At 67.5% G+C, this 26974-nt stretch carries 21 protein-coding genes; 12 read left to right on the top strand and 9 right to left on the bottom strand.

Annotated elements, in window-relative coordinates; genetic code table 11:
- Nucleotides 1–72: 72 nt before the first annotated feature.
- The 12 genes from AC1ME3_RS03525 to mdoH all read left to right on the top strand — a co-directional run bounded on the left by AC1ME3_RS03525 (nucleotide 73) and on the right by mdoH (nucleotide 15850).
- The gene (locus AC1ME3_RS03525; RefSeq protein ID WP_480954874.1) at nucleotides 73–1467 is read left to right on the top strand and encodes an FAD/NAD(P)-binding protein; all 1395 of its coding nucleotides are present in this window, start codon (nucleotides 73–75) and stop codon (nucleotides 1465–1467) included.
- Nucleotides 1443–2588, top strand: a complete 1146-nt coding sequence (nhaA, locus tag AC1ME3_RS03520) for a Na+/H+ antiporter NhaA (RefSeq protein WP_480954873.1) — start codon at nucleotides 1443–1445, stop codon at nucleotides 2586–2588. Before AC1ME3_RS03525 ends, nhaA begins: the two co-directional genes overlap by 25 nt.
- 297 nt (nucleotides 2589–2885) lie before the next feature.
- The gene (locus AC1ME3_RS03515) at nucleotides 2886–3734 is read left to right on the top strand and encodes a TorF family putative porin (protein ID WP_480954872.1); all 849 of its coding nucleotides are present in this window, start codon (nucleotides 2886–2888) and stop codon (nucleotides 3732–3734) included.
- A gap of 113 nt (nucleotides 3735–3847) precedes the next feature.
- Nucleotides 3848–3937: a K(+)-transporting ATPase subunit F gene (gene kdpF / locus AC1ME3_RS03510; RefSeq protein ID WP_480954871.1), complete on the top strand. Its 90-nt coding sequence runs from the start codon at nucleotides 3848–3850 to the stop codon at nucleotides 3935–3937.
- Nucleotides 3938–3949: 12 nt separating this feature from the next.
- Complete coding sequence (gene kdpA, locus AC1ME3_RS03505; RefSeq protein WP_480954870.1) at nucleotides 3950–5653, top strand: potassium-transporting ATPase subunit KdpA; 1704 nt, start codon at nucleotides 3950–3952, stop codon at nucleotides 5651–5653.
- Nucleotides 5654–5667: 14 nt separating this feature from the next.
- The gene (gene kdpB / locus AC1ME3_RS03500) at nucleotides 5668–7698 is read left to right on the top strand and encodes a potassium-transporting ATPase subunit KdpB (protein ID WP_480954869.1); all 2031 of its coding nucleotides are present in this window, start codon (nucleotides 5668–5670) and stop codon (nucleotides 7696–7698) included.
- A gap of 322 nt (nucleotides 7699–8020) precedes the next feature.
- Nucleotides 8021–8602: a potassium-transporting ATPase subunit KdpC gene (kdpC, locus tag AC1ME3_RS03495; protein ID WP_480954868.1), complete on the top strand. Its 582-nt coding sequence runs from the start codon at nucleotides 8021–8023 to the stop codon at nucleotides 8600–8602.
- Complete coding sequence (locus AC1ME3_RS03490; RefSeq protein WP_480954867.1) at nucleotides 8599–11259, top strand: DUF4118 domain-containing protein; 2661 nt, start codon at nucleotides 8599–8601, stop codon at nucleotides 11257–11259. The genes kdpC and AC1ME3_RS03490 overlap by 4 nt, the downstream gene beginning before the upstream one ends.
- Nucleotides 11256–11945: a response regulator transcription factor gene (locus AC1ME3_RS03485; RefSeq protein WP_426279749.1), complete on the top strand. Its 690-nt coding sequence runs from the start codon at nucleotides 11256–11258 to the stop codon at nucleotides 11943–11945. Before AC1ME3_RS03490 ends, AC1ME3_RS03485 begins: the two co-directional genes overlap by 4 nt.
- Before the next feature lie 267 nt (nucleotides 11946–12212).
- On the top strand, nucleotides 12213–12458 hold the full coding sequence (locus AC1ME3_RS03480; protein WP_480954866.1) for a hypothetical protein: 246 nt from the start codon (nucleotides 12213–12215) through the stop codon (nucleotides 12456–12458).
- A gap of 90 nt (nucleotides 12459–12548) precedes the next feature.
- On the top strand, nucleotides 12549–14042 hold the full coding sequence (locus AC1ME3_RS03475) for an OpgD/OpgG family glucan biosynthesis protein (RefSeq protein WP_480954865.1): 1494 nt from the start codon (nucleotides 12549–12551) through the stop codon (nucleotides 14040–14042).
- Nucleotides 14042–15850, top strand: a complete 1809-nt coding sequence (gene mdoH / locus AC1ME3_RS03470) for a glucans biosynthesis glucosyltransferase MdoH (RefSeq protein WP_480954864.1) — start codon at nucleotides 14042–14044, stop codon at nucleotides 15848–15850. The genes AC1ME3_RS03475 and mdoH overlap by 1 nt, the downstream gene beginning before the upstream one ends.
- A 136-nt stretch (nucleotides 15851–15986) precedes the next feature.
- On the opposite strand, the gene AC1ME3_RS03465 is transcribed toward mdoH, so the two are convergent.
- From AC1ME3_RS03465 to AC1ME3_RS03425, 9 genes are all read right to left on the bottom strand, one after another.
- Nucleotides 15987–17486, bottom strand: coding sequence for a DHA2 family efflux MFS transporter permease subunit (locus tag AC1ME3_RS03465; protein WP_480955750.1), 1500 nt, complete (start codon nucleotides 17484–17486; stop codon nucleotides 15987–15989).
- A complete protein-coding gene (locus tag AC1ME3_RS03460; protein ID WP_480955749.1) occupies nucleotides 17483–18874 on the bottom strand; it encodes an efflux transporter outer membrane subunit in 1392 nt (463 codons plus the stop codon). The genes AC1ME3_RS03465 and AC1ME3_RS03460 overlap by 4 nt, the downstream gene beginning before the upstream one ends.
- Before the next feature lie 146 nt (nucleotides 18875–19020).
- Nucleotides 19021–19923, bottom strand: coding sequence for an efflux RND transporter periplasmic adaptor subunit (locus tag AC1ME3_RS03455; protein WP_480954863.1), 903 nt, complete (start codon nucleotides 19921–19923; stop codon nucleotides 19021–19023).
- On the bottom strand, nucleotides 19920–20126 hold the full coding sequence (locus AC1ME3_RS03450; RefSeq protein WP_056065737.1) for a DUF1656 domain-containing protein: 207 nt from the start codon (nucleotides 20124–20126) through the stop codon (nucleotides 19920–19922). Before AC1ME3_RS03450 ends, AC1ME3_RS03455 begins: the two co-directional genes overlap by 4 nt.
- Nucleotides 20123–22165: an FUSC family protein gene (locus AC1ME3_RS03445; RefSeq protein WP_480954862.1), complete on the bottom strand. Its 2043-nt coding sequence runs from the start codon at nucleotides 22163–22165 to the stop codon at nucleotides 20123–20125. The genes AC1ME3_RS03450 and AC1ME3_RS03445 overlap by 4 nt, the downstream gene beginning before the upstream one ends.
- Nucleotides 22166–22175: 10 nt before the next feature.
- The gene (locus AC1ME3_RS03440) at nucleotides 22176–22628 is read right to left on the bottom strand and encodes a MarR family winged helix-turn-helix transcriptional regulator (RefSeq protein ID WP_480954861.1); all 453 of its coding nucleotides are present in this window, start codon (nucleotides 22626–22628) and stop codon (nucleotides 22176–22178) included.
- A 212-nt stretch (nucleotides 22629–22840) separates the two neighbouring features.
- Nucleotides 22841–23638, bottom strand: coding sequence for a TOBE domain-containing protein (locus AC1ME3_RS03435; protein ID WP_480954860.1), 798 nt, complete (start codon nucleotides 23636–23638; stop codon nucleotides 22841–22843).
- A 13-nt stretch (nucleotides 23639–23651) separates the two neighbouring features.
- A complete protein-coding gene (locus tag AC1ME3_RS03430; protein WP_480954859.1) occupies nucleotides 23652–26102 on the bottom strand; it encodes a TonB-dependent receptor in 2451 nt (816 codons plus the stop codon).
- 210 nt (nucleotides 26103–26312) lie between these two features.
- Nucleotides 26313–26972 carry a dTMP kinase gene (locus tag AC1ME3_RS03425; protein WP_480954858.1) on the bottom strand — a complete coding sequence of 220 codons (660 nt, stop codon included), beginning with the start codon at nucleotides 26970–26972 and terminating at the stop codon, nucleotides 26313–26315.
- Between the last annotated feature and the right edge of the window lie 2 nt (nucleotides 26973–26974).

Genomic DNA, 26974 nt, shown 5'->3' with positions numbered 1-26974 from the left:
CTGCGGGGCAGGGGGTAGGCTAGTCGCTGCCGATGGGGCATGGCGTCCGCGTCTAACGAGGTGAGCTAGCAGATGGACGACCGAGCGACGATGCCGCGGATCGCGGGGCCCGAGGATCATGTCGTCGTCGTCGGGGGCGGGTTCTCCGGCGCGCTGTTCGCGGTCAATCTGATGCGGCACGAGGGGCCGCGCGTGACCTTGATCGAACGGCGAGACCGGCAGCTCGCGCGGGGCGTCGCGTATAGTGCCGCGCATCCCGATCACCTGTTGAACGTCCGTGCCGGCAACATGAGTGCGCTGCCCGACGATCCCGATCACTTCGTCCGCTGGCTGGAGGCGCACGGCAAGGGCGACCGCAAGACCTTCGTCCCGCGCACCACCTATGGCGCGTATCTGCGCGAATTGCTCGATGCGGCGATCGCGGCGTCGGACGGCCGGCTGGTGCATGTCGAGGGCGAGGTCTGCGCGATCGATCCGGTCGAAGACGACGGGGTGACGCTGACGATGGCGGACGGGCGCAAGATCGCCGCCGATACCGCGGTGCTCGCACTCGGCAACCTGCCACCGCACACGCCGCCGGGGTTGAAGCCGGACGCGCTGCCGGCCGGTGTCTATTACGCGGACCCCTGGGCGGCCAACCTCGCCGAGGGGCTGGGCGCGGACGATACCGTCGTGCTGGTCGGGACGGGGCTGACCGCGATCGATGCGGCGTTGCTGCTCGATGCGCAGGGGTTCGCCGGAAACATCCTGGCGATGTCGCGACGCGGGCTGTCGCCGCGGCGGCATGTCGATGGTGCTCCGGCGCATCGCGGTGTTTCGGACAAACCGCAGGGTGGGCTGACCGACCTCGTCCGCCATGTTCGTGCACGCGCTGCGCAGGAAGGGTGGCGTTGCGCCGTCGACGAGCTTCGTCCTGTCACGCAGATGCTGTGGGCAGCAGCGTCGCAGGAGGTGCGCGGGCGCTTCCTTCGTCATCTACGGCCCTATTGGGACGTCCATCGCCACCGCCTCGCACCGGCCGTTGCCGACCGCGTAGAAGCACTCGTCGAGACCGGGCGGCTGAGCTTCGCAGCGGGGAAGATCGTCTCGGCCGAAGCCGACGGGACCCAGGCAAAGCTGACGTGGCGACCACGGGGCGAGACCGACCCGGTCGTCACGCGCGCGGCGCGGATCGTGAACTGCACCGGGCCGCAGGGTGACCTCTTGCGGTCGGAGGAACCGCTCGTGAAGCACCTGCTCGCGGCCGGTGCGATCCGCCCCGATCCGCTTCGGCTCGGCGTCGACGTCGATGCGCAGTCACGCACGATCCGTACCGCTGGGACGCCCGACGACCGGATCCACTGCATTGGGCCGATGACCCGCGGCGGATTGTGGGAAGTCGTCGCGGTGCCCGATATCCGCGTACAGAGCTGGGATCTCGCGCGCCGCCTGTCCAACGCGCAATGGGTCGGCGGCGAAGGTCTTTGACCGCGATCCGGCGCTTTTTCTCGAGTGATGCCGCGGGCGCCATCGTGCTGCTCGCGGCGGCGATAGCGGCATTGATCGTTGCAAATTCACCCCTCGCATCAACGTACTTCGCGACGTTGCACCACGTAGTCGGCGGGATGAGCGTCCATCACTGGATCGACGACGGTTTGATGGCGCTGTTCTTCCTGCTGATCGGGCTGGAGGTAAAGAGCGAGTTCGTCTCGGGGCATCTCTCGACCTGGGACGAGCGCATCATGCCCGGGGCGGCGGCGCTCGCGGGCATGGCGGTGCCGGCGTGCATTTACCTGCTGGTCAACGTCGGTACGCCGGAGAACCTGCGCGGCTGGGCGATCCCGGCGGCGACCGACATCGCGTTCGCGCTCGGCATCCTGGCCCTGCTCGGGTCGCGTGTGCCGACCTCGTTGAAGGTGCTGCTGACGGCGATCGCGGTGATCGACGACCTGCTCGCGATCCTCGTCATCGCGCTGTTCTATACCGGTCATATCGCGCTGCTGCCGCTGCTTGCGGCGGGCGCTGGGCTCGGCGTTCTCGTCATCCTGAACCTGTCGGGCGTGCGGTCGCTGGTGCCGTATCTGCTGATCGGCGCGGGGATCTGGTACGGTGTCTTGCTGTCGGGTGTCCATGCGACACTCGCCGGCGTGGCGGTTGCGATGACGATCCCGCTACGGACCGGGGACGGCCAGCCACCGCTCAAACGTCTCGAGCACGCGCTCCAGCCCTGGTCGAGTTTCCTGATCGTGCCGGCGTTCGGGTTCGCCAATGCGGGCATCGCGTTCGGCGGGATGGTGGCGGCGGACGTGATCTCGCCGCTGCCGGTCGGGATCATGCTCGGGCTGTTCCTCGGCAAGCAGATCGGCATCTTCGCGACGATCCGCGGTCTCGTGACGTTCCGGCTGGCCGAGGCGCCCAAGAACGCGAGCTGGACGCAGGTGTACGGCATGGCAGTGCTGTGCGGGATCGGTTTCACGATGAGCCTGTTCATCGGCGGGCTCGCCTTCGCCGGCGCACCGCACGCGATGGACGCGGTGAAGGTCGGCGTTTTCGCGGGCTCGATCCTGTCGGGCATCGCGGGCTGGCTGATCCTTCGCCGCACCGTATAGTAAGTCGGTAATGCTGATCGGCACTGAGCCGGCATCACCCCGGCGGAGGCCGGGGCCCAGTTGGGCGACGTTGCCATCGGCGTGTGCGCTTCGTCACAACGACCTTATCACCTGGGCCCCGGCCTCCGCCGGGGTGGTGCATCTCGGCCAGTACGGTAGCCGTCGATAATTCCGACAATACTACGCGAAACATATGCTCCGGCACGGCAATCGATCTCGAATTGCTACGTCGCCGGAGCCTAATTGCCAGTCCTCGCGAACCGCCATCCTTCCGGCGGCGCGCGCATGGGGACCGCAATGCACATTCTTCGTTTCACCGCCGCCGCTAGCCTGATCGCTGGCCTCGCCACGCCCGCGTTCGCACAGGATACCGCGCCGCCGTCACCCGTGACCGTCAGTGGTTCGGCGACGCTCGCGACCGACTATCGCCTGCGCGGCGTGTCGCAGTCGGACAAGGACGGCGCGATCCAGGGCGGGCTGACGATCACGCATCAGAGCGGCGTGTATGTCGGCGCCTGGGGCTCGAACCTGTCGGGCTGGGGCACGTTCGGCGGCTCGAACATGGAGCTCGACCTGATCGGCGGCTACAAGCACAAGCTCGCCGACAACGCGACGATCGACGTCGGCCTGACCTGGTACATGTATCCGGGCGGCGCCTCGAAGACCGATTACGCCGAGCCCTATGTGAAGCTCAGCGGCACCACCGGCCCGGCGACGCTGACCGCCAGCGCCTTCTATGCGCCGAAGCAGCAGGCGCTCGGCAAATGGTATCGCACCGGCGCCGATGCCGCCGCGGGCGTCTATACCGATGCGGGCGACAAGGAGGACAACCTCTACCTCACCGGCGACGGCGCGTTCGCGATCGCAGGTACGCCGGTTACCGCCAAGGCGCATATCGGCCATAGCTGGGGCAATGACGGGCTCGGCCCCAACGCGACCAGCGCCGCGCCGACCGGCGACTATTGGGATTGGTCGCTCGGTGCGGACACTACGTATCGAAACCTCACCTTCAACGTGAGCTATGTCGACACCGACATCACGCGTCGCAGTGCCGCGTATCTCCAGCCTAGCTTCAGCCGCGGCCAGGACGGAACCGGATCGATCGCCGACGGCACGATCGTCGCCTCGCTCACCGCCGCCTTCTGAAGGATCAACCGATGCAGGATCTACTCTGGATAGCGTTCATGGTCGGACTGGTGGCGGCGACGCTCGCCTATGTCCGCCTGTGCGACAACGCTTGAGCCCATGAGGACATCATCATGACCCTCGACCTCTGGCTCGCCGCGATCGTCGCGCTCGGGCTGCTGTTTTACCTCGTGGCGGTGCTCGTCCGTCCCGAACGCTTTTAGGAGCGCGCGCCCATGACATTCGAAGGATGGATCCTCATCCTGGGCTTCGTCGGCATATTGCTGGCGTTGACCAAACCCGTCGGCCTGTGGCTGTTCGCCTTGTACGAAGGCCGCCGCACCCCGATCCACGCAATCCTCGGACCGGTCGAGACCGGCTTCTACAAGCTCAGCGGCATCGATCCGAAACAAGAGCAGGGCTGGCGCCGCTACGCCCTGCACATGATCGTGTTCAACGCCGTGCTGATGGCACTGACCTACGCGGTGCTGCGTCTGCAGGGCGTGTTGCCGGGCAATCCGCAGGGCCTCGCGGGGCTCAGCCCCCATCTCGCGTTCAACACCGCGATCAGCTTCACGGCGAACACCAACTGGCAGAGCTATGCCGGCGAGACTTCCATGTCGAACTTCAGCCAGATGTTTGGGCTGACGATCCACAACTTCCTGTCGGCGGCGACCGGCATCGCGCTGGCGTTCGCGCTGTTCCGCGGGTTCGCTCGGCGCTCGAGCGCAACGATCGGTAATTTCTGGGCCGACATGACGCGCGTCACGCTCTACGTGCTGCTGCCGATCTGCGTCGTTGTGACGCTCTTCTACATCGCCAGCGGCGTGCCGCAGACGATGGCCGGCACGGTGGACATCTCCACGCTCGAAGGGCTCAAGCAGACGCTGGTCCTCGGTCCGGTGGCGAGCCAGGAAGCGATCAAGATGCTCGGCACCAATGGTGGCGGCTTCTTCAACGCGAACTCGGCGCATCCGTTCGAGAACCCGACCGCGCTGGTCAACCTCGTGCAGATGCTGTCGATCTTCGTCGTCGGCTTCGGCCTGACCTGGACGTTCGGCAAGGCCGTCGGCAACACCAGGCAGGGCTGGGCGATCCTCTCGGCGATGCTCGTGCTATTCCTCGCCGGCGTCACCGTCACCTATTGGCAGGAAGCCGCGGGTAACCCGATCCTCCACAACATCGGTGTCGCGGGCGGCAACATGGAAGGCAAGGAGGTCCGCTTCGGGATCGCCGCGTCCGCGCTGTTCTCGGTCGTCACCACCGCCGCGTCGTGTGGTGCGGTCAACAGCATGCACGACAGCTTTACGGCGCTGGGCGGCATGATTCCGTTGCTCAACATGCAGCTCGGCGAAGTCGTCATCGGCGGCGTCGGCGCGGGCATCTACGGCTTCCTGCTGTTCGCCATCCTCGCCGTGTTCGTCGCCGGCCTGATGGTCGGCCGCACGCCCGAATATGTCGGGAAGAAGATCGAGAGCCGCGAAGTGAAACTGGCGGTGCTGGCGATCGCCATCCTGCCGCTCGTCATCCTCGGCTTCACCGCGCTCAGCGCCGTGCTGCCCGACGGGCTGGCGGGGCCGCTCAACAAGGGGCCGCACGGGTTCAGCGAGATCCTCTACGCCTTCACCAGCGCAGTCGGGAACAACGGGTCGGCCTTTGCCGGGCTCACCGCCAACACGCCGTATTACAACGGCCTGCTGGGGGTCGCGATGTGGCTCGGGCGCTTCTTCATCATCGTGCCGATGCTCGCCATCGCCGGTGGTCTCGCGGCCAAGAAGTACACGCCCGAAAGCGCAGGTTCGTTCCCGACGACGGGTGCGCTGTGGGTCGGCCTGCTGGTCGGGATCATCCTGATCGTCGGCGGCCTGACCTTCCTGCCGAGCCTCGCGCTCGGTCCCATCGCCGATCATCTTGCGATGATCAGCGGCAAAACCTTCTGACGGGACAAGCCAAAATGGCACGCACCCCTACCAAGTCGCTGTTCACGGCCGACTTGATCGTACCGGCGATCAGCGACGCTTTCCGCAAGCTCGATCCGCGGCAGTTGATCCGCAACCCGGTGATGTTCGTCACCGCCGTCGTCGCCACGCTGTTGACGATCCTCGTCAATGTCGGCGGCGACGGGCTCTCGGTCGGCTTCAAGATCCAGCTGGTGATCTGGCTGTGGCTGACCGTGCTGTTCGGCACCTTCGCCGAAGCGCTCGCCGAAGGCCGCGGCAAGGCGCAGGCCGCGTCGTTGCGCGCGACCAAGGCCGAACTGACCGCCCGCCGCATGAAGGGGGACCAGGTCGAGTCCGTCCCCGCCAGCATGCTCCGCGCGGGCGACATCGTCCTGGTGACGATGGGCGACCTCATCCCGGCGGACGGCGAAGTCGTCTGGGGTGTCGCCTCGGTCAACGAAGCGGCAATCACGGGCGAGAGCGCGCCGGTGATCCGCGAGGCGGGCGGCGATCGCTCGGCGGTGACGGCGGGCACGCGCGTCATCTCCGACGAGATCCGCGTGAAGGTCACGGCCAACCCCGGCGAAGGCTTTCTCGACCGGATGATCGCACTCGTCGAGGGCGCCGAGCGGCAGAAGACGCCGAACGAGATCGCGCTGACGCTGCTGCTCGTCGGCCTGACGATCATCTTCCTGATCGCGGTCGGCACGATCCCCGGGTTTGCCAGCTATGCCGGCGGTCGGGTGCCGGTCGCGATCCTGGCGGCGCTGCTGATCACGCTGATCCCGACGACGATTGCGGCGTTGCTGTCGGCGATCGGGATCGCGGGGATGGACCGTCTGGTGCGCTTCAACGTGCTGGCGAAGTCGGGCCGTGCAGTCGAGGCGGCGGGCGATATCGACGTGCTGCTGCTCGACAAGACCGGCACGATCACGATCGGCGATCGTCAGGCGAGCGAATTCCGCTCAGTCGGCGGCACGCGTGACGAGGACCTGGCCGAGGCAGCCTTGCTCGCCAGCCTCGCCGACGAGACGCCTGAGGGCCGCTCGATCGTCGTGCTGGCGCGCGAGAAGTTCGGCGTGACGACCAGCGAACTGCCGGGCGATGCGGAGGTCATTCCGTTCACCGCGCAGACGCGCATCTCGGGCGTGATCGTCGGGGGTTCGCTGATCCAGAAGGGGGCCGTGGATTCGATCCTGAAGGCCAATCCGGGGGCAGGGGCGACCGCCGCCGCGACCGAATTGCGCCGGATCACCGACGAGATCGCGCGCGCTGGCGGTACGCCGCTGGCAGTCGCCCGCGATGGTCGGTTGCTCGGCGCGATCTTCCTCAAGGACGTCGTGAAGGCGGGCATTCGCGAGCGGTTCGGCGAGCTGCGCGCGATGGGCATTCGCACGGTGATGATCACCGGCGATAACCCGCTCACCGCCGCCGCGATCGCCGCAGAGGCCGGCGTCGACGACTTCCTCGCGCAGGCGACGCCCGAGGACAAGCTCGACCTGATCCGCAAGGAACAGCAGGGCGGGCGGCTGGTCGCGATGTGCGGCGACGGCACCAACGACGCGCCGGCTTTGGCGCAGGCGGACGTTGGCGTGGCGATGAACACCGGCACGCAGGCCGCGCGCGAGGCGGGCAACATGGTCGACCTCGACAGCGATCCGACCAAGCTGATCGAGATCGTCGGTCTCGGCAAACAGCTCCTGATGACCCGCGGTGCGCTGACCACCTTCTCGGTGGCGAACGACGTGGCGAAGTATTTCGCGATCATCCCGGCGATGTTCGTCGCGCTCTATCCGGGGTTGGGGGTGCTCAACGTGATGCGGCTCGGCTCACCGGAGAGTGCGATCCTGTCGGCGATCATCTTCAATGCGATCATCATCCCGATGCTGGTACCGCTCGCGCTCAAGGGCGTGGCGTACAAGCCGATGGCCGCGGGACCGCTGCTGGCGCGCAATCTGGCGGTGTATGGGCTGGGGGGGCTGATCGCGCCGTTCGTGGGGATCAAGCTGATCGACCTTCTGGTCGGCGCGCTGGACCTCGCATGATGATCCAGACCAGTCCGTTGCGCGCACATGCACCCTCGCACCGACCCCCAACACCACCCCGGCGAAGGGCGGGGCCTAGGTGGAAAGGTCGCAGTAACGAAGCGCATCCGCAGTTAGCAACGTCACCCAACTGGACCCCGGCCTTCGCCGGGGAGGTGCTGGGCGGGCGAACGCAAGCTCCGGTGCGCTCTGGGCGTGACACCACCACCACCCAACCCAACCCCGTCACCCCAGCGAACGCTGGGGTCTCCCTCCCCGAAGTGCGCCGTGCGCGGCACGATACCCCAGCGTTCGCTGGGGTGACGGCAGAAGGAAGCATCCAATGACCTCCGATTTCACCTCCGCCCTCCGCCCGGCGTTCGTCATGACGATCCTGTTCGCGCTGCTGCTCGGGATCGTCTACCCCCTCGCGATGACCGGCATCGGACAGGCCATTTTCCCCGCGCAAGCGAACGGCAGCCTTGTCATGGCCAACGGCAAGGCGATCGGCTCGACCGTCGTCGGACAGGCCTTCACCACCGACCGCTATTTCCAGACGCGCCCCTCGGCCGCCGGCAAGGGCTATGACGGCCTCGCGTCGTCGGGATCGAACCTCGGCCCAACCAGCCAGGCGCTCGTCGATCGCACCAAGGCCGACGTCGCCAAGCGCCGCGCGGAAGGCGTGACCGGGCCACTGCCAGCCGATCTCGCCACCGCCTCGGGTTCAGGCCTCGACCCTGACCTGTCGCCAGCCTCGGCCTACGCACAGGTCGCCCGCGTCGCGCGTACCCGTGGCTTGCCCGTCGACAAGGTCCGCGCGCTGGTTGCCGCCAACGTCGACGGCCCGCTGCTCGGCATCCTCGGCGAGCCCCGCGTGAACGTCTTCGCCCTCAACCGCGCGCTGGACGCAACGGGCGCACGTTGAACGACGACACGCGACCATCCCCCGAGGCCCTTCTGCGACAGGCGTCGCAGGAGGGTCGCGGCCGTCTGAAGATCTTCCTCGGCGCCGCCCCCGGTGTCGGCAAGACGTACGAGATGCTCTCTGAAGGCGCCGAACGCCGTCGTGCGGGCGTCGATGTCGTCATCGGCGTGGTCGAGACGCACGGTCGCGTCGAAACCGAAGCGCTCACGCGGGGCCACGAGATCGTCCCGCGGAAAGCGATCCCGTACGAAGGCCGCACGCTGGACGAGATGGACCTCGACGCCATCCTCGAACGCGCGCCGACGCTCGTCCTCGTCGATGAACTCGCCCACACCAACGCGCCCGGCAGCCGCCACCCGAAACGCTACCAGGACGTCGAGGAGCTGCTTGCCGCGGGCATCGACGTCTATTCGACGATCAACGTCCAGCACATCGAGAGCCTCAACGACGTCGTCGCCTCGTTCACGCGCGTCCGCGTCCGCGAGACCGTCCCCGACAGCATCGTCGAAGCCGCCGAGATCGAAGTCGTCGACATTCCGCCGGACGAACTGATCGAGCGGCTGAAGGCGGGCAAGGTCTATCTGCCCCAAGAGGCCACTCGCGCCCTCTCGCATTTTTTCTCGAAGTCCAACCTGTCGGCATTACGCGAACTCGCGCTCCGTCGCGCCGCGCAGGCCGTCGATGCGCAGATGCTCGAACACGTCCGCGCGTTGGGGGTCGGCGGCACCTGGGCGGGCGGCGAGCGGATCGTCGTCGCGATCAGCGAACTGCCCGGCGCGCTCGGCCTGGTCCGCGCCACCAAGCGGATCGCCGACGCGATGCACGCGCCCTGGACCGCGGTCTATATCGAGACGCCGCGCGCGCAGACCTTCGGCGAGCCCGAGCACCGCCAGCTCGCCGCGGTCTTCAACCTCGCGACGCAACTCGGCGGCGACGTCGCGACCGTGCCCGCGACGTCGGTGGTCGACGGCCTCAAGACCTTCACGACCGAGGCGCGCGCGACGCAGCTGGTGGTCGGCAAGTCGACCCGCTCGCGCTGGTTCGAACTCCGTCACGGCTCGGTCGTCGACCAGATGGTCCGCGAGTCACCGGGGATCGCCGTCCATGTCCTGCCGATGGACCCACCCACCGCGCCCCGCGGCACACGCGTGCGGACCGGCGGATGGGGCAGCAAATCCGGCTACGCCTGGACGACGGCGATGGTCGCGGGTGTCACCGGCGTGGCGAGCGCGCTGTTCCATATCCTCAACCTGGGCAACGTCGCACTGCTCTATTTGCTGCCGGTGATGGCCGCGGCGAGTCTGTTCGGCCTGCGTACCGGGCTGTTCGCAGGCGTGGTTTCGTCGATCGCGTACAACTTCTTCTTCCTGCCGCCGACCGGCACGCTGACGATCAACAATCCCGAGAACGTGATCTCGATCCTCGTGCTGCTCGGCATAGCGTTCGTGACGAGCCAGCTCACGTCACGAGTCCGCGCGCAGGCCGACATCGCCGCCGCCAGCGCGCGCACCAACGCCGCGCTCGCGGGGTTCCTTCGCCAATTGACCTCGCTCAACGAGCCGGTCGCGCTGGGTCGTGCGATCTGCGAGGAAATCGGCCGGTTGTTCGGCGTGCGTGCCGTCATCCTCGTTGCGGAGGACCCCGGTCTCGCGGTGCAGGCGGCGAACGGCGCGGATTACCGGCTCGAAACGATGGAGATGGCCGCCGCGCAATGGGCCTATGATACGGGCGCGCCGGCGGGGCGTGGGTCGAGCACGCTGGCGGCGTCGGAGTGGTTCTTCCAGCCGTTGCGCTCAAGCGAGCGGACGCTGGCGGTGCTTGGGTTGGCTCGGGAAGCGGGTGGGGATCCGGTGCGATCGGACCAACTGCCGTTGCTGATGAGCCTGGTCGATCAGGCGTCGCTGGTGCTCGAACGCGCGCGACTGGAGGTCGAGATGCGCGATGTCGACGCGGTGCGCGAGCGTGATCGGTTGCGGCAGGCGTTGCTGTCATCGGTGAGCCACGACCTGCGCACGCCGCTCACATCGGTGATGGCGGCGGCGGCGGAACTGCACCGCGGCGTCACGCCCGAGCTGATCGACACGATCGAGACCGAGGCGGCGCGGCTCAACCGCTTCGTCGGCAATCTGCTCGACATGGCGCGGGTCGAGGCGGGTGCGCTCCGGTTGCGGCTCGAACCGACCGACCTCACCGACGCGGTGGCGGGCGCGGTGCACGACACGAAGCGTGTACTTGAGGGCCATGCGATCGAACTCGACGTCGCGCCGAACCTGCCGCTGGTCCGCGTCGACCCGCAGTTACTCCACCATTGCCTGCTCAACCTGCTCGACAATGCCGGCCGCTATGCCGACCCGGGGACGCCGATCGTGGTGCGCGCGGAACACCGGTTCGGGATGCTGCGGCTGTCGGTAATCGACCAGGGACCGGGCCTGCCACCCGGCCGCGAGAAAGAGGTGTTCGAGACGTTCCGCCGGCTCGAAGGCTCCGACCGCGCGATCGGCGGCACCGGGCTCGGGCTTGCGATCGTGAAAGCGTTCGCCGAAGCGATGAGGATGACCGTCGAAGCCAGCAACCGCGAAGACCTGACCGGAGCACGGTTCAGCCTGTGCTTCCCCGTGGCGCTGCTCGTCCGCGACACCGACGGAGCGAACATATGAGCACACAAACGGTCCTGATAGTGGACGACGAACTGCACATCCGCCGGTTGTTGAAGAACACGCTGGAACGCGCGGGGTACGGCGTCGAGGAGGCGGTCGACGCACGCGAGGCGCTACGGATCGCGGGGAGCCGGCCGTTGACCGCGGTACTGCTCGACCTGGGGCTGCCCGATCGCGACGGGCTGGAACTGGTGCCGCTGCTGAAGAAGCTCGGCGATCCGATCATCCTCGTCGTCTCCGCGCGCGAGGCGACCGACCAGAAGGTCGCTGCGCTCGATCTTGGAGCCGAGGATTATGTGACGAAGCCGTTCGACACGGAGGAGTTGCTCGCCCGGTTGCGGGTGGCGTTGCGGGGGCGCGGCGAAGCGACGTCTCGGCCTACGGTTTTGCACGCGCATGGGGTGGAAATCGATTTCGAGCACCGGCTCGTCCGCCGTGGGAACGAGGAAGCGCATCTGACGCGCAAGGAGTTCGACGTGCTCTCGGCGTTAGCGGCGCATCCGGGGCGGGTGGTGACGCACCAGCGGATCCTCGAGGCAGCGTGGCCGACCGATCACGATCGCCGGATCGAGTATCTCCGCATCGTCGTGCGTAACTTGCGGCAGAAGCTGGAGGGGACGGGGGGAGTCGGAACGGTCATCGCGAACGAACTCGGCATCGGGTACCGCTTGCTCGTCGACGCCTGAACTAAAAAGCTTGTTTCCCCGCGGAGGCGGGGACCCAGACTGGGCTCCCGCCTTCGCGGCAGAACAAGGAAGCAGGCGGTTCGCTGGTAAATGCACGCAGCCAACCATCACCCCAGTAAATGCTAAGGTTTCCAGCCACGCGTCGCCCCTGCCGCTCGAGGTCCCGGCTTTCGCCGGGATGACGGGGTTGCGCACTATGTGAACACTATGGCTCCCCCTGTTATCGATCTCGAACGCATATGCGGCAGGCGATAGCTGGAGTGTCGCATGACCGACGCTCACCGCCTCCGCACCGATCTCAGCCTCCGCACCAGTGGTGTTCTGTCGCTTGCGATTGCCATTACCACGGTCCACGCGCTCGCTCGCCTTCACTCGGCAGCCGGCTCGTTCGCGTTCCTGCTCGCCACGATCGGCTTCGTTTGCGCGAGTGCCGGTGCAATGCTGGTCTTTGTCGGCGGACACATCCACGACCCGGTCAGGATCAGCGCCCGCTGGCGACGCGCTGCGCGATAGGCTGCGCCGGCGGCGGGACCTGTCGACGCGCGCCCGCGCCGTCACTATGCTACCGCATTGCAGCATGATGACGACAAGGGAGCGCTCTGCATGATCGGTCGACGCGAAGTAGTAACCGCGCTGGGGCTGTTGGGGGTCCTCCCACAGGCCGCCGCCGCAATGCGTGCAGCGCCCGGCAAGGCAGAGCCGTTCTCTTGGGACGCGCTCCAGCAGCGCGCCGCGACGCTCGCTACCAAGCCATACAGTGCCCCTGCCAAAGTCGCCGCCGCCGCCGCGATCGATTACGACAAAGTCGGCAGCATCCGCTTCCGCGCCGACAAGACTCTGGCGGGTGGTATCCGCCTGTTCCCGCTCGGCCGGTATGCGCCGATGCCGGTCGCGATCAACGTCGTCGAGAACGGGCAGGCGCGTCGCATCGAGTTCTCGCGCGACCTGTTCGAGGCGGAAGAGGGCCACGCCGCCGCGCTGGGCATCGCCGGATTCCGCGCGATGGCACCGGGCGGCACCAGCGACTGGATGGCGTTCCAGGGCGCATCCTATTTCCGCACCGCCGGCGCGCAGGACCAATATGGCCTGTCCGCGCGCGGGCTCGCGATCAATACCGGGCTGCCCGGCCGCGAGGAATTTCCCGACTTCACCGAATTCTGGATCGAGCGGACCGGCGCGGACGCGTACACGATCTATGCGCTGATGGACGGCGCCAGTGTCACCGGCGCGTACCGCATCCAGTCGCGGCACGTCGCGGGCGCGGGGGTCGAGCAGCAGGTTTCGTCCGTGCTCAACGTCCGCCGCGACATCGAACGGCTCGGCGTCGCGCCTGCGACCAGCATGTTCTGGTACGGCGAAGGCAACCGCGCCGCCGCGATCGACTGGCGTCCCGAAATCCACGATTCGGACGGTCTGGCGCTGCTCACCGGCGCCGGCGAACGCATCTGGCGTCCGCTGAACAATCCGCCGCATGATACGCTGGACAGTTTCGCGGATCAGGCGCCCAAGGGCTTCGGGCTGATCCAGCGCGACCGGAACTTCGACCACTACCAGGACGACGGGGCGTTCTACGATCGCCGGCCGAACCTGTGGGTCCAGCCGCAGGGCGATTGGGGCAAGGGCGCAGTGATGCTCTATGCGTTCCCGACCAACAGCGAGACGGTCGATAATGTCGTCTCGTTCTGGACGCCGGCAACGCCTGCGAAGGCGGGGCAGCGGTTGCAGTTCGACTACTCGCTGTCATGGAAATCGACCGATCCGACTGCCGTCGCCGCGACCGCGCATGTCGTCGATTGCTGGCAGGGCGCCGCCGGCCGACCGGGCGCCGAGCCGGTGAAGGGCGCGCGGAAACTCGTGGTCGATTTCATCGGCGACGGTCTCGCCGGGCTCGACCGGCAGAGTAGCGTGACCGCCAAGATCGACGTCGTCCGCGGCAAGGTGCTCGCCAACGCAGCTTATCCCGTCGTCGGCCAGAAGAACCGCTGGCGCGTGACCGCCGACGTCGCGCCCGACGCACATGGCCCCGCCGACGTCAGGTTGTTCCTCACGCGCGGCGGTCTCGCGCTCAGTGAAACCGTCCTGACGCCGATATTCTGATGCCCGCCCTTCCTGCAATGATGCCGGGCGAAACACCGATCGAGATGCCCCCTCAGCGTTTCGACGGCCCGCCGCCGCCCTGGTCCGCGCCCGAGCCCGGCGCCGGCATGGTCGTCTCCTCGGACGACATGCTCGCGCGCCGCATCCTCCTCGTGCTGATGACCGGGTTGCTGGCAACCGCGGCGTCGTCGGCGGTGCAGGAATCGCTGCTCGCCGACGGACTGAGCTTCTGGGACGCGGCGTTGCTCGCGCTGTTCTGCCCACTGTTCGCCTGGATCGCGTTCGGCTTCATGAATGCGGCGATCGGCTTCGTGCTGTTGATGACCGGGGGGCATCCGGGGTTCGTCCCGACGCCGCGCCAGTCAGAGCCGCTCGAGGGTCGCACCGCGATCCTGATGCCGGTCCACAACGAGGACATCGATGCGGTGTTCGAGCGGATCGCCTGGATGGCGCGCGCGATCGCCGCCGGTGGCGTCGCCGACCGGTTCGACATCTTCATCCTGAGCGATTCGGTTGAAGCGGCGGAAGCGGCCGAGGTCGCGGCGTGGGAGCGCCTCGCGCCGACGCTCGACTGCGCGCTCTATTACCGGCGCCGCACCGTGAACGTCGGCCGCAAACCCGGCAACGTCGCGGAGTGGATCCGGCGGTTCGGTGGCGGCTATCGCTACATGCTGATGCTCGACGCGGACAGCCTGATGGGCGGCAACACGATCATCGGCATGGCGCAGGTGCTCGAACGCCGCCCCGCGGTGGCGCTGCTCCAGACCGTGCCGGCGGTGATCAATGGCGTGACGTTCTTCCAGCGCTGGATGCAGTTCGCCAGCCGGTTGTACGGTCCGATTTCCACCGCCGGGCTGGTCTGGTGGTCGGGCTCGGAGGCGACCTTCTGGGGGCATAATGCGCTGATCCGGATCGAGGCGTTCGCTTCGAGTTGCGGGCTTCCCGATCTCCCCGGCCGCGCGCCGTTCGGCGGCGTCATCATGAGCCACGACATGGTCGAGGCGGCGCTGTTGCGGCGGCGCGGCTGGCGCGTCCATATGCTGATGACCGAGGAGACGTTCGAGGAATATCCGCCGACGCTGATCGATGCGGCGGTACGTGACCGGCGCTGGGCGCAGGGGAATATCCAGCATCTCAGCCTGCTGACGTCGTCGGGGTTCCATTGGATCAGCCGGCTGCAATTGCTGATGGGCGCATCGGCGTTCATCACGTCGCCGGTGTGGCTGCTGATGATCGCGACGAGCGTGGTGCAGGCGCTGATCGGCGAACGCAACATCGTCGAGGCGCAGACCTCGCTGCAGGTGCTGTTCGTCACGTTGCTGCTGCTGTTCGGGCCGAAGCTGCTGAGCGTGATCTGGGCGTTCTCGAATGCAGAGCGGCGTGCGGGGTTCGGCGGGCGGCGCGGGATCGTCAGATCGGTGCTGGTCGACGTACCGTTCTCGATGCTGTCCGCGCCGGTGATCGCGCTGACCCAGACGATGGACCTCGCGGGAATCCTGATGGGCCGGAAGTCCGGTTGGGCGCCGCAGAACCGTGACGCGCACGAACTGTCGCTGGCGGACGTGATGCCGCGGTATCGCTGGCATGTCGGAGTGGGGGTGGCGTTGTTGCTCGTGACGCCGTTCGCGCCGGTCACCGCGGCGTGGCTTGCGCCGGTGACGCTGGGGTTGTTGCTCAGTCCGTTCCTGACGATGCTGACGGCGAGCGAGAAGGCGGGGCGGTGGGCGCTGTCGCACGGCATGTTCGTCGAGCCGGGCGAGCATGTATCGGTGCTCTCGCGGCCTTCGCTGCCGGCGACGCAGGTCTGACGCTTTCTACTTCCCCCCTTCCTGGAAGGGAGGGGCCTGGGGTGGGTTGGTTTCCGTATCGCCGAACGGTCGCGGCACAAGCTGGCCAACCCACCCCTAACCCCTCCCTTTCAGGGAGGGGGGCAGGTTGGTCCTGCTACGCGCGGTGTCCGCTTAACTCCGCACCCGCATTCACCGCAAATCGCCGGTTCCAGATCGTTGCTGACGCCGACACCGCGGTCACCACTAGGAACGCCAGCGTGAAGTCCGTCAGCGCCGGCCGGGTCGCGCCCGTTCGCAGCATCCCGACATGCAGCGACGCCGCCCCCACGCAGATACCGAGCGACAGCATCAGTTGCTGAAACGTCGCGTAGAAGCTGGTCGCGCTGCTCATCCGCGACGACGGGATCTCGTCATACGCGATCGTGTTGTACGCCGAGAACTGGAACGACATGAAGAAGCCCGAGATCATCAGCACGCCGAAGATCGCGGGGATGGGCCAGTCGGGGCGGAAGAGGCCGGCGACCGCATAGCCCGAGCTTGCGCAGAGGCCACCGACGATCAGGCTGTTGCGGAACCCAAAGCGCCGGAGCACGCGCGGGGCGAGCCCCTTCATTCCCAGCGAGCCGATCGCGCCGGCGATCGTGATCGCGCCGCTCGCCGCCGCGGTCATGCCGAAGCCCAATTGGAGCATCATCGGCAGCAGGAACGGCTGCGCGCCCTGCGTGATGCGGGTCAGCGATCCGCCGATTACCGATAAGCGGAACGTGGGAATGTGCATCAGCGACAGATCGAGGATCGGATCGCTGCAATGTTTTGCGTGGCGGATATAAGCGACGCCCGCGACGATCCCGACCGCGATCAGGACGATCGCACGCGACAGTTCGCCGGTGCGGCTGGTCATTTCGAACCCGAACAACAGACAGCCGAGCGACACGCCCGACAGGATGAAGCCGGGCACGTCGAACCGCGCGGGTTTGTCCTCGCGGACCTCGCCGATGAAGCGCGTTACCAGGATCACGCCGAGCAGGCCGATCGGCACGTTGAGATAGAAGATCCAGCGCCAGTCGAGATAGGTGACGATCGCGCCACCGACCGGGGGGCCCAAAATAGGTCCGATCAGCGCGGGCATGATGAGCCACGACATCGCCTGGACCATGTCCTCCTTGGCGACGCTGCGGAGCAGGACGAGGCGGCCGATCGGGATCATCATCGCGCCGCCGAGCCCTTGCAGGAAGCGCGCGACCATCATGAACGGCAGGCTGGTTGCCTGGCCGCACAGCATCGACCCGCCGACGAAGATCAGGATTGCGGCGCGAAAGATCGTGCGCGAGCCGAACCGGTCCGCGAGGCGCCCGCTGGCGGGGATGAAGATCGCGAGCGCCAGCAGGTAGGAGGTCAACGCCGAACTCATGCTGGTCGCGGGTACGCCGAAATCGCGCGCCATCGTCGGCAGCGCGGTCGCGAGCACGGTCGAGTCCATCTGCTCCATGAACAGCGCGCAGGCGATGATCAGCGCGGTGACGCGGTAGTTGCTCGGCGTATGCGGCAACGCGTCCGGGTCCTTGGCGACGCGCGCGATCGTGTCGGCGGCGGGCATGATGCCATCGCGGATTTCGCTGTTGATCGACGCCAGCCCGCGGCGACGCAGCCTCAAGTCTGCCACCCCCCGCCGAGCGCCTTGAAGACGTCGACCTGGCGATCGACCAGCAGCGCATCGGACGCGGCGAGGTTGGCTTGCGCGGTGGTCAGCGCCGCTTGCGCGGTAAGCAGCGAGAGGAAGTCGGTGCGGCCGAAACGGTAGAGCGTCCCGGCCTGATCCGCGGCGCGTGCGGCGCTGGATTGCGCGCGGCGGAGGGCTGCGTTGCGGTCGCCTTCGCGGGCATAGGCGGAGAGCGCGGTCTCGGTCTGGCGGAGCGCCTCGAGTGTGGTCGAATCGAACTGCGCGAGCGCCTGGTCCGCGCTGGCGCCCGCTTGCGCGATCTGCGCGCGGATGACCGGGCGGTTGGGGAAACTCCAGCTGATCAGCGGTCCGAGCCCGAGATGGAACGCGTTGGTCGAGCCGAGCGACGAGACCGGCCCGGTGAACCCGGCCGAGCCGCCGAGGCTGACCTGCGGATAGAGGTTGGCGGTAGCGACACCGATCCGCGCGGTCGCAGCGGCGAGCGTGCGTTCGGCGGCGCGGATGTCGGGGCGGCGGAGGATCAGCGCGCTGCCGTCGCCGATCGGCAGCGGGCGGGTGAGTGAGGGTGGCTTCGCGCAAATCGCGACGTCCTTGGGATAGTCGGCGGGGGCGCGGCCCATCAGGGTCGCAAGCCGGTAGAGCGCGGCGGTGCGCGTCGCAATCTGCGACGGGATCAACGCCTCGCTTTGGTCGACTGCGGTTCTTGCGCGCGTTACATCGAACGCGGTGCCGCGACCGCCGCGTTGCAGGCGCTGCGTCACGTTCAGCGTCTGGCGTTGCAGCGCGAGGATGCGATTGTTCGCAGCCAGCACCGAGTTCGCGGTGCAGGCGGTGGCGTAGCTGCGCGCGGTTTCCGCGGCGACGGTGACGCGGACGTTGTCGCGTGCGGCGGCGACCGCCTCGGCGTCGCCTTGTGCCGCTTCGATCGCGCGGCGGATGCGACCCGACAGGTCGAGCGGGTAGGCTAGCGTGATGCCGAGGTTGTAGTCGAGCGTGCCGGGTAGGCTGCCGCCGGTCGTGTAGGGGCGGTCGAGCGAGGTGCCACCGCCGAGCACGGTCGACAGCGTTCGGCCCGCGGCGACTTCCGCGACGACTGCGTCGGCGCGGCGGAGGTTGGCGTCGGCGGCGCGGAGATCGGTGTTGGCGGCGAGCGCTTCGGTGACGAAGCCGTCGAGGCGGGCGTCGCCGTAGAGTTGCCACCAATGGTCGGGGAGCGGGGCGTTGGCGAACGCCTTCTCGTGGCCGCTGTCGAATGCGCCCTGGGCGGAGGGGCGGTTGACGACGGCGGACTCGGGGAGGGCGTAGTTAGGGCCGGCGGTGGTGCAGGCGGCGAGAGCGAGCGCGAGGATACTTGCGGCGATACCGCGGCGACCTTTACGCTCGCGTTGCCCCACACCGTCATGCTGACGAAAGTCAGGACCCAGAGCCACGTAGGACATCGCTTGTAACCCTGGGTCCTGACTTTTGTCAGGATGACGGCGGGGGGTGGGGCGGATGGAAGCGCGCATCATGCCGTCGTCCCCGACGCGATCCGCGGCACCACCGTTACAGTCGCTGTGCGGCCTACGATCAACTGCGTCCCCTTCGGCACGCTGGTCAGCTTCACCCGCACCGGGATACGCTGTGCCAGTCGCACCCAGTTGAAGGTCGGATTCACGTTCGGCAGCAGGTTCGTCGTGTTGGTCCGCTCGCTGTCGTTGATCCCCGCGGCGATGCTGTCGACGCGGCCGTGCAATGCCTGCGGTTCGCCCATCAGGTGAACGACCACCGGATCGCCGACCCGGATGCTGCCAAGCTTGGTCTCCTCGAAATAGCCCTCGACGCGGAGTGAGTCGGTGTCGACCAGCGCCATCGCCTGCGCGCCGGTCGCGATATAGTCGCCGGGGTGGAGATCGAGGTTGGTGACGATGCCGTGCACCGTCGCACGCACCGTCGTCCGCGCAAGGTTCAGCGCCGCGGTCGAGCGGGCGCTCTGGGCTTGGGCGAGGGCGGCCGACGCAGTGGCGACGCGCGCGACGTTCTGCTCGTGCGTTTCTTTCGCGACCAGATCGCCGAGCGCCAGGTCGCGCTGTGCCTCGCGGCGGGCCTGCAACAGCGTCGCGCGGGCGCTCGCGATCGACGCGTCGGACTGCGCCAGCGTCAGCTGAAAGCGCGGGCGATCGACCACGAACAGCACGTCGCCAGGCTTCACCGCCTGGTTGTCGTGCACCGCGACCTGCGTGACGAGCCCCGCGACGTCGGGCGTTACGCGGACGATGTCGGCGCGGATATGCCCGTCGCGCGTCCACGGATCGGTCTCGTACCGCTTCCATAGCCACAGCGCGACCAGCACCGCGAGCGCGACGATGATCAGCGTGACGGCCGAGCGACCCAGCGGGGCGAACAGCGACTTGAGGCGGGAAGAGGTCATGCGGAAGGTCCGGTCAGCAGGGCGAGCAGCCCGAGGATGAGGATGAACAACGCGAGGTCGACGAGCGGTCGATACGTCACCACGCGGTAGGCGCCGGCGAACGCGAGCAACCGCGTGGCGATGCCGGTGAGGATGACGGCGGCGACCGCGAGCAGCAGGATGCTCGGCAGATATACGCCGCCGATCGAGATTTCGCCGGTCATGCCGGTGCTCCGTAGGCTGGCGCTTGCGGGAACAGGTTGCGGCGTAGCGAGGTCAGCGCGAGTACGCCGGTGCGGTGGCGATCGGGCGTACTGGTCGCGAAACCGGTCATCGCTGCGTCGATACCGGCGAGCAGATCGGGTTCGGGTGGCGCGGGCTCATCCGGACGTAACGCACGGTAATGCGCGCCGATACCACGAAGGACCGGCGTGATCACCGCGGCCTCGTCGACCGAGCCATCCATCCGCAACTGCTTGAGTTCGCCGACAGCGACGCCGACGCGCAGGTCGGTCAACGCGTCGAGCAGCGGCTTGCCCGGATCCTCACCCTGCAACGCGAGGCGCGGCGCGAGCAGGCCGATGCGGTCGAGCATCCGGGCGATCCAACCCGCGGCATCGGGGCGGCTCATCGAATCGCTGCGCGCTGCCAGTTCGCGCCAGCCTGCGCGGATCAGTCGCCGCGCGCTGGTATCCGCGCCAATCGTCTGGAACAGGCCGACCGTTACGACCGCGAACAACGTGCCGATCAACTGGGCGATGCCGCCATTGAGGAACGCGTCGAAACTGCCGCCGAACCGGTCGTTGAGGCCCACCGTGTTCAGCGCGCCGAGGAGTCCGCCGAGCGTCATCAGCAAGGTTGCCGGACGGGCCAGGAACATCCCTCCGATCAGCATCGGCGGTGCGAGCACCGCGGCGAGCGTCACGAAATCGGTCACGCGCGGCAGGATGGCGAAGGCGTAGACGGCGGATATTACGAGCCCGATGATCGTGCCGTAGAAAAACGCCAGGATCGATGGTGCGGGGTCGTCGCTGTTGCCGAATAGCGCGCAGCACACGCCCGCGATCAGCACCGCGCCCGCCCCGTCCGCCCAGCCCGTGCCGATCCAGAAGACGCAGCCGAGCAGGATGGTCGCGACGGTGCCGGCGGCGGCGCGGAGTGCGATACCGCGATCGCGGTGCAGTGGTCGCTTGGCGATCCGGGCGAGCAGCCGTGCGACCGCAGGCGTGACCGGCGCGCGCGACGGCGAGCGCATCTGGTCGCGCAGGTCGCGCGCGTTACGGTGCGCGTCGACCAGTTCGCCGAGCCGCGCGAGCAGGCTGAGCCGCAGCGCATCACGCCAGATGAGCGTATCGCCCACCACCGGTTCGAGGACGCGGGCGCGTTCGATCAGTGCGTCCGCTGTCGGACCACGCTCCGCCACGGGCGGTGGATCGCGCAGCCATTCGCGGACGTCCTCGATCAGCGCGAGCGCCTCGGGGCGGGGCGCGTCGGCGCCGCGCTTCAGCTCGACGATCCGGTCGTCGACCGCGCTCGCCAAGGGCAGCAGCATCGACAGTTCGGCCTGGAGCGCGCGCAGGGTCCGCGTACGCGGCAGCAGGCGCGCAGTGTCGAACGGCAGGTGGATGGACAGCTGGTGAAGCTCGTTGATGTCGAGCGCCAGGCGACGGCGATCGCGGTCGAGCGCAGCATCGGATGCGCCCGCCAGCGAATCCCGCGACCAGCGCTCGGCATCGGCCAGGATCGCGTCGATCCGCGCGAGCAGCGTCGCGGTCACGGTCTGCGGGAAGACGAAGCCGTGGATCAGGCTCCCGCACAAGATGCCGATCGTGATCTCCTGCACGCGCAACGCAGCGATCGTGAACACCGCACCCGGAGTCGTGACCGACGGAAATCCGATGATGCTGGCCGTATAGCCTGCGAGCAGGAACAGGTACGCACGCGGCGTCCGGTCGAGCAGCGAGATATACAGGCAAAGCCCGAGCCACAGCGCGAGGCCGAGCGAGAGAAGCTCGGGCGCGTTGACCAGGTTCGGCACCAGCACCACCGCAGCGGCCGCGCCGAGCACCGTGCCGGCGACGCGGAACACCGCTTTCGACAGCACCGCGCCCGCCAGTGGCTGCGCTACGATGTACGACGTCGTCACTGCCCAATAGGGACGCGTCAGCCCGATCCTGAGCGCGATGTAATAGGCTAGGAACGCGGCGATCAGGCATTTGACCGAGAAGAGCGCTTCCTTCCCGCCGAACCGGGTGAGGTTCATCGTGCCGGGCTCATCGGGCGTGATCCGCGGTGAACCGTGCGCCGAGCCGCTCCGCGACGTGCAACGCCGTGGTGAGATCGTCGTCGGACACGTCGTCGAGCATCCCCGCGCGCAGGCTGGCGAATTTCGCCTCGATCGTGGTGACAAGCGCACGGCCGTGATCGGTCAGGCGGATACGGCTGACGCGCGCGTCGGCGGGGTCGCGGCGACGCTCGACGAGGTTGGCAGCCGACATCTGGTCGATCGAGCGCACCAGCGACGCCTGCGTCACGTCGAGCTGCTGCGCGAGGTCGGTTTGGCGCACGTCGTCGCCGAGCCTCCCGACCTGGACGAGCGCCCAGCCGGTCGACGCCGACACGTTCATGTCGCGCAACGCCCGATCTGCTGCCCGCCGCCACATCTTTGCGAGCGGCAGAAGGGTGCGAGCGTAGGACGACTCGAGAATGGCGCGGGGGGAAGTCATTAGCTTGCTAAGTAATGGCGATTTTGTATGCTGCAATGCGGAATCGGATCATGACGGAAATGTTAGAAACCGGTCCCGCTAACTGGCACCACCCCGGCGGAGGCCGGGGCCCAGTTGGCGAGGCCGACGTAACAGGGGGCAGTGTGTAGTTGGCGACGTCTCCCAATTGGGCCCCGACCTCCGCCGGGGTGGTGCCGCTCAACGGAAAGGTCTTACTCGACCGCCAGGATTACATGGCTGGCCTTGATCAACGCCAGTGCGCGCGTGCCGATCTGCAGGTCGAGCGCGTCCGCACTTTCCTTCGTCAACGTTGCGGTCAGCGTCTTACCGAGCGTCAGTTCGAGCGTCACCTCGCTGGAGATCGCGCCGTCTTCGCGCGCGATCACCGTTCCCGCTAGCGTGTTGCGAGCCGACGTCCGCAGGCTCTCGTCACCGCGCGCAAGGATCACGAAGCTCGACTTGATGAGCGCCAGCGCGGTCGCGCCCGGCACCAGTCCCAGATCCTCTGCACTGCCGCGCGTGATGGTCGCGACGATCTCCACGCCGTCCGCCACCGCCAGCGCAACCTCGGCATCGATCGTCCCCGGCGTCACGCGCGACACGGTGCCGCGCAACACGTTGCGTGCGCTCGTCTTCATTCCGATTCCCCATAGCAACGGCTTCAGCGACAGCCCGTTCGACACGCTCGCCTCGATCCGTGCCATCGCGCTGGCGAGTTCGGCCTCCGCGACCGCATAGCCGTCGAGCACCGCCACGCCCGCCTCGGTGATCGGGCTCGCGCCACCGTTCTTGCCGCCCGCCGCAGGGAGCACGAGCGGGCGGTCGAACAGGTTGTTAATCACCTGAACCGCGTCCCATGCCGCCTTGTAGCTGAGCCCCACGACCTTCGCCGCGCTGGTGATCGAGCCGCCTTCGCGGATGGCGCGGAGCAGCGCGATCCGGTCGGCGCCAACGCGGCCCGTCTGGTCCTTGGCGAGCAGGATCGTGGCGTGGAGGGCGGGGTCGGTCATCCCCGCTTCATAGCTACTGCTTGATGCGGAAGGTAAGCCCGATCGTGCGCGGATCGCTCGGCGTGGCGAGGATCAGGCCCGAATTGCCCGCCTGGATCGTCACGTTCTGGATGTAGTCCTTGTTCAGCAGGTTGCGTGAGAACACGGCGAGTTCCCAGCCGTCCTTCGAGCGGAAGCCGATGCTGCCGTTGACGATCGTGTAGCCTTCGATCACCGTAAACGCCGAACCTGAGGGATCGCCGAACTGCCGCGTGCGGGTGTTCGAGTCGACGTGGACGAAACCGCTGCCGATGTCGGCGATCGGCTGGTTGTAGTCCGCGCCGAGCGTGTACGACCAGCGGGGCAGGCTGGACAGGCGCTGGCCGCTGAGATCGCAGAAGGCCGCGGTGTTGAAGATCCGCTCGATCGGGCAGGGGGCCGCCGGGTAGGAATTGAACTTGCCGTCGGCGTAGGCGACGCTGCCGCGCAGCGACAGGTTGCGCGTGACGAGCGCGGTCGCGTCCGCCTCGAAGCCGCGGACGGTGACCTTCGGGATATTGGCGAGGTAGGTACGCAAAGCGGCGGCGGCGCGGGTGTCGGTGACGTTCGACTGGAAGTCTGTGACGCGCGTGTAATAGCCGTCGACGTTGAAGATCAGGCGGTTGTCGAACAGCTGCGTCTTCAGGCCGATCTCGTACGCGGTGTTCTTCTCGGGGCGGACGACGGCCGTGCCGATCGCCGGCTGGTTCTGGTCGTTGAGCGGGAGGCCGGACATGTTGATCCCGCCCGACTTCTCGCCGCGCGCGTAGCTGGCATAGGCTAGGACGTTATCGGTCGCTTGATACGCGATGTTGGCGCGGCCGGTGAGTGCGCCGTCCTTGTCGCTGGCCGCGTAGTTCTGGCCGCGCAGGATCGAGAGCTTGGCCGCGTTCAGCGCCGCGTTGGTCGTCTGCAAGCCGCCGAAGGTGAAGGTGTCGTACGTCCCTTCCTTTTCCTCGTAGGTATAGCGGAGCCCGCCGGTCAGGGTGAGACGATCGACCGGCTTCCAGTTCACTTCGCCGAACGCGGCATAGCTGTCCGAGCGGAAATCGGTGCGGCCGTCGGTGCCGTAGCCGTCGAGCAGGTTGCTTGGCACGGCGGTCGCAGCGGCGCCTGTCCCGGTGGTTGTGCCGATCAGGTAGCGCGCGGCGGCGGGGCCGTAGATCGAGATCGGGCGGCCGATCACGCGCTGGCGGAAGAAATACAGCCCGCCGACATAGCTCAGTTTGTGGTCGCCGTTCGAGGCGAGGCGCAATTCCTGGCTGTACTGATCCTGGCGCGACGGAATGTGCTGTTCGGTCTGGATCGGGATGCCGGTATAATCGCGATCGTTGTCGGCATCCCAGTTCCAGAATCGCCACGCGCTGACCGAGGTGAGCGTCGCACCGCCCAGGTTCCAGTCGGCGATGACGCCGACGCCGCCCTCGTTGGTATCGACACCGAGCGCCGCGTCGATGTCGGTCTTGCGGTCGTACGGATTGGTGCTGGGCGGGGCGTAGTTGAACTGCGCGGCGAGGCCGGTCGGGCCGCCGAACTGGCGCGTGGCGGTGCGGAACAGGCGGCCGTCGGTGCCACTGCCGGGGCGAGTGGCGACGTTGTAATAGACCTGCGTGCAGCAGTTGCTCTGGAAGTTGGTGAAGTCCGCGCTGACCTTCACTTGGAACACTTCCGAAGGGCGGAACAGTAGCTGCCCGCGGATCGCCTGGTTGCCGATGGTGTTCTGGTCGCGGCCGGTGACAACATTGTCGATCACGCCGTCGCGGCGCGTGCTGACCACCGACACGCGGCCGGCGAGCGTGTCGCCGACGATCGGGCCTGAGACGGCGCCCTTCACCTGGAGGAAGTTGTAGCTCGCATAGCTGACCTCGGCCTCGCCTTCGGTTGTGAAGGTCGGCGCTCGCGTGGTGATGTTGATCGCGCCGGCGGTGGAGTTCTTGCCGAACAGCGTGCCTTGGGGGCCGCGCAGCACCTCGACCTGCTCGATGTCGCTGAAGTCGAAGGCGGCGGTGGCGGGGCGCGCGTGATAGACCTGGTCGACATAATAGCCGACGCCGGGTTCGAGCCCATCGTTCGCCTGGCTGACCGCGACGACGCTGCTGCCGAGCCCGCGGATCGTGAACGCGGTGTTGCGGGGATTGGCCGAGCTGTAGTTCAGCGCGGGGACGAGCTGCGCCAGTTGCTGTGTGTTCACCGTGTAGGAGCGGTCGAGCAACGCGCCGCCGACGACGGAGAGCGACCCGGGGATCTTCTGCGCGTTTTCCGCGCGGCGGCGGGCGGTGACGATCACTTCCATCGAGGTGTCGGGGTCGGCGCTCGGTAGAGCCGTGGTGCCCTCAGCGCGTGTCTGTTCCGGGTTGGCGGCGCTGGTCTGCGCGTCTGCCATCATCGGCAGGCACGTCGTCGCCAGCAGCACGGCACTCAGCCGCGCGAAATCATGTCCCCGCATTGTCGTCACCCCTTCGTTATATAGCTGGGCTACATAACGAGAAGTTTGAAAACGAATAGAGGGATTTGCGAACGCGCACGTGCCGATACATGCACCACCCCGGCGAAGGCCGGGGCCCAATTGGGGGACGACGCTTGGCGAGCGTCGCGTGCCCTTACTGTGACCTTTCCAATTGGGCCCCGGCCTTCGCCGGGGTGGAGGGCAGCGGCGTTAAGCGAGGAGGGCGACGATCTCGGCGGCGATCTCGGCCGGCAAGCGCGATGCACCGTCAGCTACCGTCGACACCGTCGCCCAGCGCCCCAGCAACCCAGCCTTGGCCATCGCCGCGTAATTCGTCCGCACCCGATCCTGCAGTCCGGTATCCGCCTCGTACGCATCGAACGCATCGTCGGTGTAGGACCGCTTCCGCTTCTTCAGGATCAGCCCGCGCGCGATCGCGGCCGGGGTGTCGAGATATACCGACAGGTCTGGCTTCGGCAGCGCGAACGACCCTGTCTCCAAATCTGCGATCCACGCCATCATCGCGTCCGCTTCGTCAGCCGGAACCTGCGCCGCCTGATACGCCATGTTCGAGGCGATATAGCGGTCGAACACGACCACATCGTTCGCCGCCATCGTCGCCAGCAGATGCTCACGCGACTCCATCCGGTCGAGCGCATACAGCACCGCCGCCGCCCTGGGCGACGTGTCACGCGGCAGTGTCCCCGCGAGCATCGCGCCCAGCGCCCAGCCGCCGACCGTCTCGGTATAGCGCGGGAACGACACGACGTCGGCGGTGCGACCAGCGGCGCGCAGCTGCTCGACCACCAGTGCCGAGGCGGTGGCCTTGCCCGCGCCGTCGGCGCCTTCGATTGCCAGGAGGAAGCTCATGT

The organism is Sphingomonas sp. BL2 (assembly GCF_056680015.1).
The sequence above is the reverse complement of the archived record's forward strand: the minus strand, read 5'-3'. Positions and strand labels throughout refer to the sequence as shown.

What these genes read in the sequence shown, in the direction of transcription:
- kdpB (WP_480954869.1), top strand. Translation starts at nt 5,668, where the DNA reads ATGGCACGCACCCCTACCAAGTCGCTGTTCACGGCCGACTTGATCGTA.
- AC1ME3_RS03425 (WP_480954858.1), bottom strand. Translation starts at nt 26,972, where the DNA reads ATGAGCTTCCTCCTGGCAATCGAAGGCGCCGACGGCGCGGGCAAGGCC.
- kdpF (WP_480954871.1), top strand. Translation starts at nt 3,848, where the DNA reads ATGACCCTCGACCTCTGGCTCGCCGCGATCGTCGCGCTCGGGCTGCTG.
- AC1ME3_RS03485 (WP_426279749.1), top strand. Translation starts at nt 11,256, where the DNA reads ATGAGCACACAAACGGTCCTGATAGTGGACGACGAACTGCACATCCGC.
- kdpA (WP_480954870.1), top strand. Translation starts at nt 3,950, where the DNA reads ATGACATTCGAAGGATGGATCCTCATCCTGGGCTTCGTCGGCATATTG.
- AC1ME3_RS03450 (WP_056065737.1), bottom strand. Translation starts at nt 20,126, where the DNA reads ATGACCGGCGAAATCTCGATCGGCGGCGTATATCTGCCGAGCATCCTG.
- nhaA (WP_480954873.1), top strand. Translation starts at nt 1,443, where the DNA reads ATGGGTCGGCGGCGAAGGTCTTTGACCGCGATCCGGCGCTTTTTCTCG.
- AC1ME3_RS03455 (WP_480954863.1), bottom strand. Translation starts at nt 19,923, where the DNA reads ATGACCTCTTCCCGCCTCAAGTCGCTGTTCGCCCCGCTGGGTCGCTCG.
- mdoH (WP_480954864.1), top strand. Translation starts at nt 14,042, where the DNA reads ATGCCCGCCCTTCCTGCAATGATGCCGGGCGAAACACCGATCGAGATG.
- AC1ME3_RS03475 (WP_480954865.1), top strand. Translation starts at nt 12,549, where the DNA reads ATGATCGGTCGACGCGAAGTAGTAACCGCGCTGGGGCTGTTGGGGGTC.
- AC1ME3_RS03525 (WP_480954874.1), top strand. Translation starts at nt 73, where the DNA reads ATGGACGACCGAGCGACGATGCCGCGGATCGCGGGGCCCGAGGATCAT.
- AC1ME3_RS03435 (WP_480954860.1), bottom strand. Translation starts at nt 23,638, where the DNA reads ATGACCGACCCCGCCCTCCACGCCACGATCCTGCTCGCCAAGGACCAG.
- AC1ME3_RS03440 (WP_480954861.1), bottom strand. Translation starts at nt 22,628, where the DNA reads ATGACTTCCCCCCGCGCCATTCTCGAGTCGTCCTACGCTCGCACCCTT.
- AC1ME3_RS03430 (WP_480954859.1), bottom strand. Translation starts at nt 26,102, where the DNA reads ATGCGGGGACATGATTTCGCGCGGCTGAGTGCCGTGCTGCTGGCGACG.
- AC1ME3_RS03480 (WP_480954866.1), top strand. Translation starts at nt 12,213, where the DNA reads ATGACCGACGCTCACCGCCTCCGCACCGATCTCAGCCTCCGCACCAGT.
- AC1ME3_RS03445 (WP_480954862.1), bottom strand. Translation starts at nt 22,165, where the DNA reads ATGAACCTCACCCGGTTCGGCGGGAAGGAAGCGCTCTTCTCGGTCAAA.
- kdpC (WP_480954868.1), top strand. Translation starts at nt 8,021, where the DNA reads ATGACCTCCGATTTCACCTCCGCCCTCCGCCCGGCGTTCGTCATGACG.
- AC1ME3_RS03515 (WP_480954872.1), top strand. Translation starts at nt 2,886, where the DNA reads ATGCACATTCTTCGTTTCACCGCCGCCGCTAGCCTGATCGCTGGCCTC.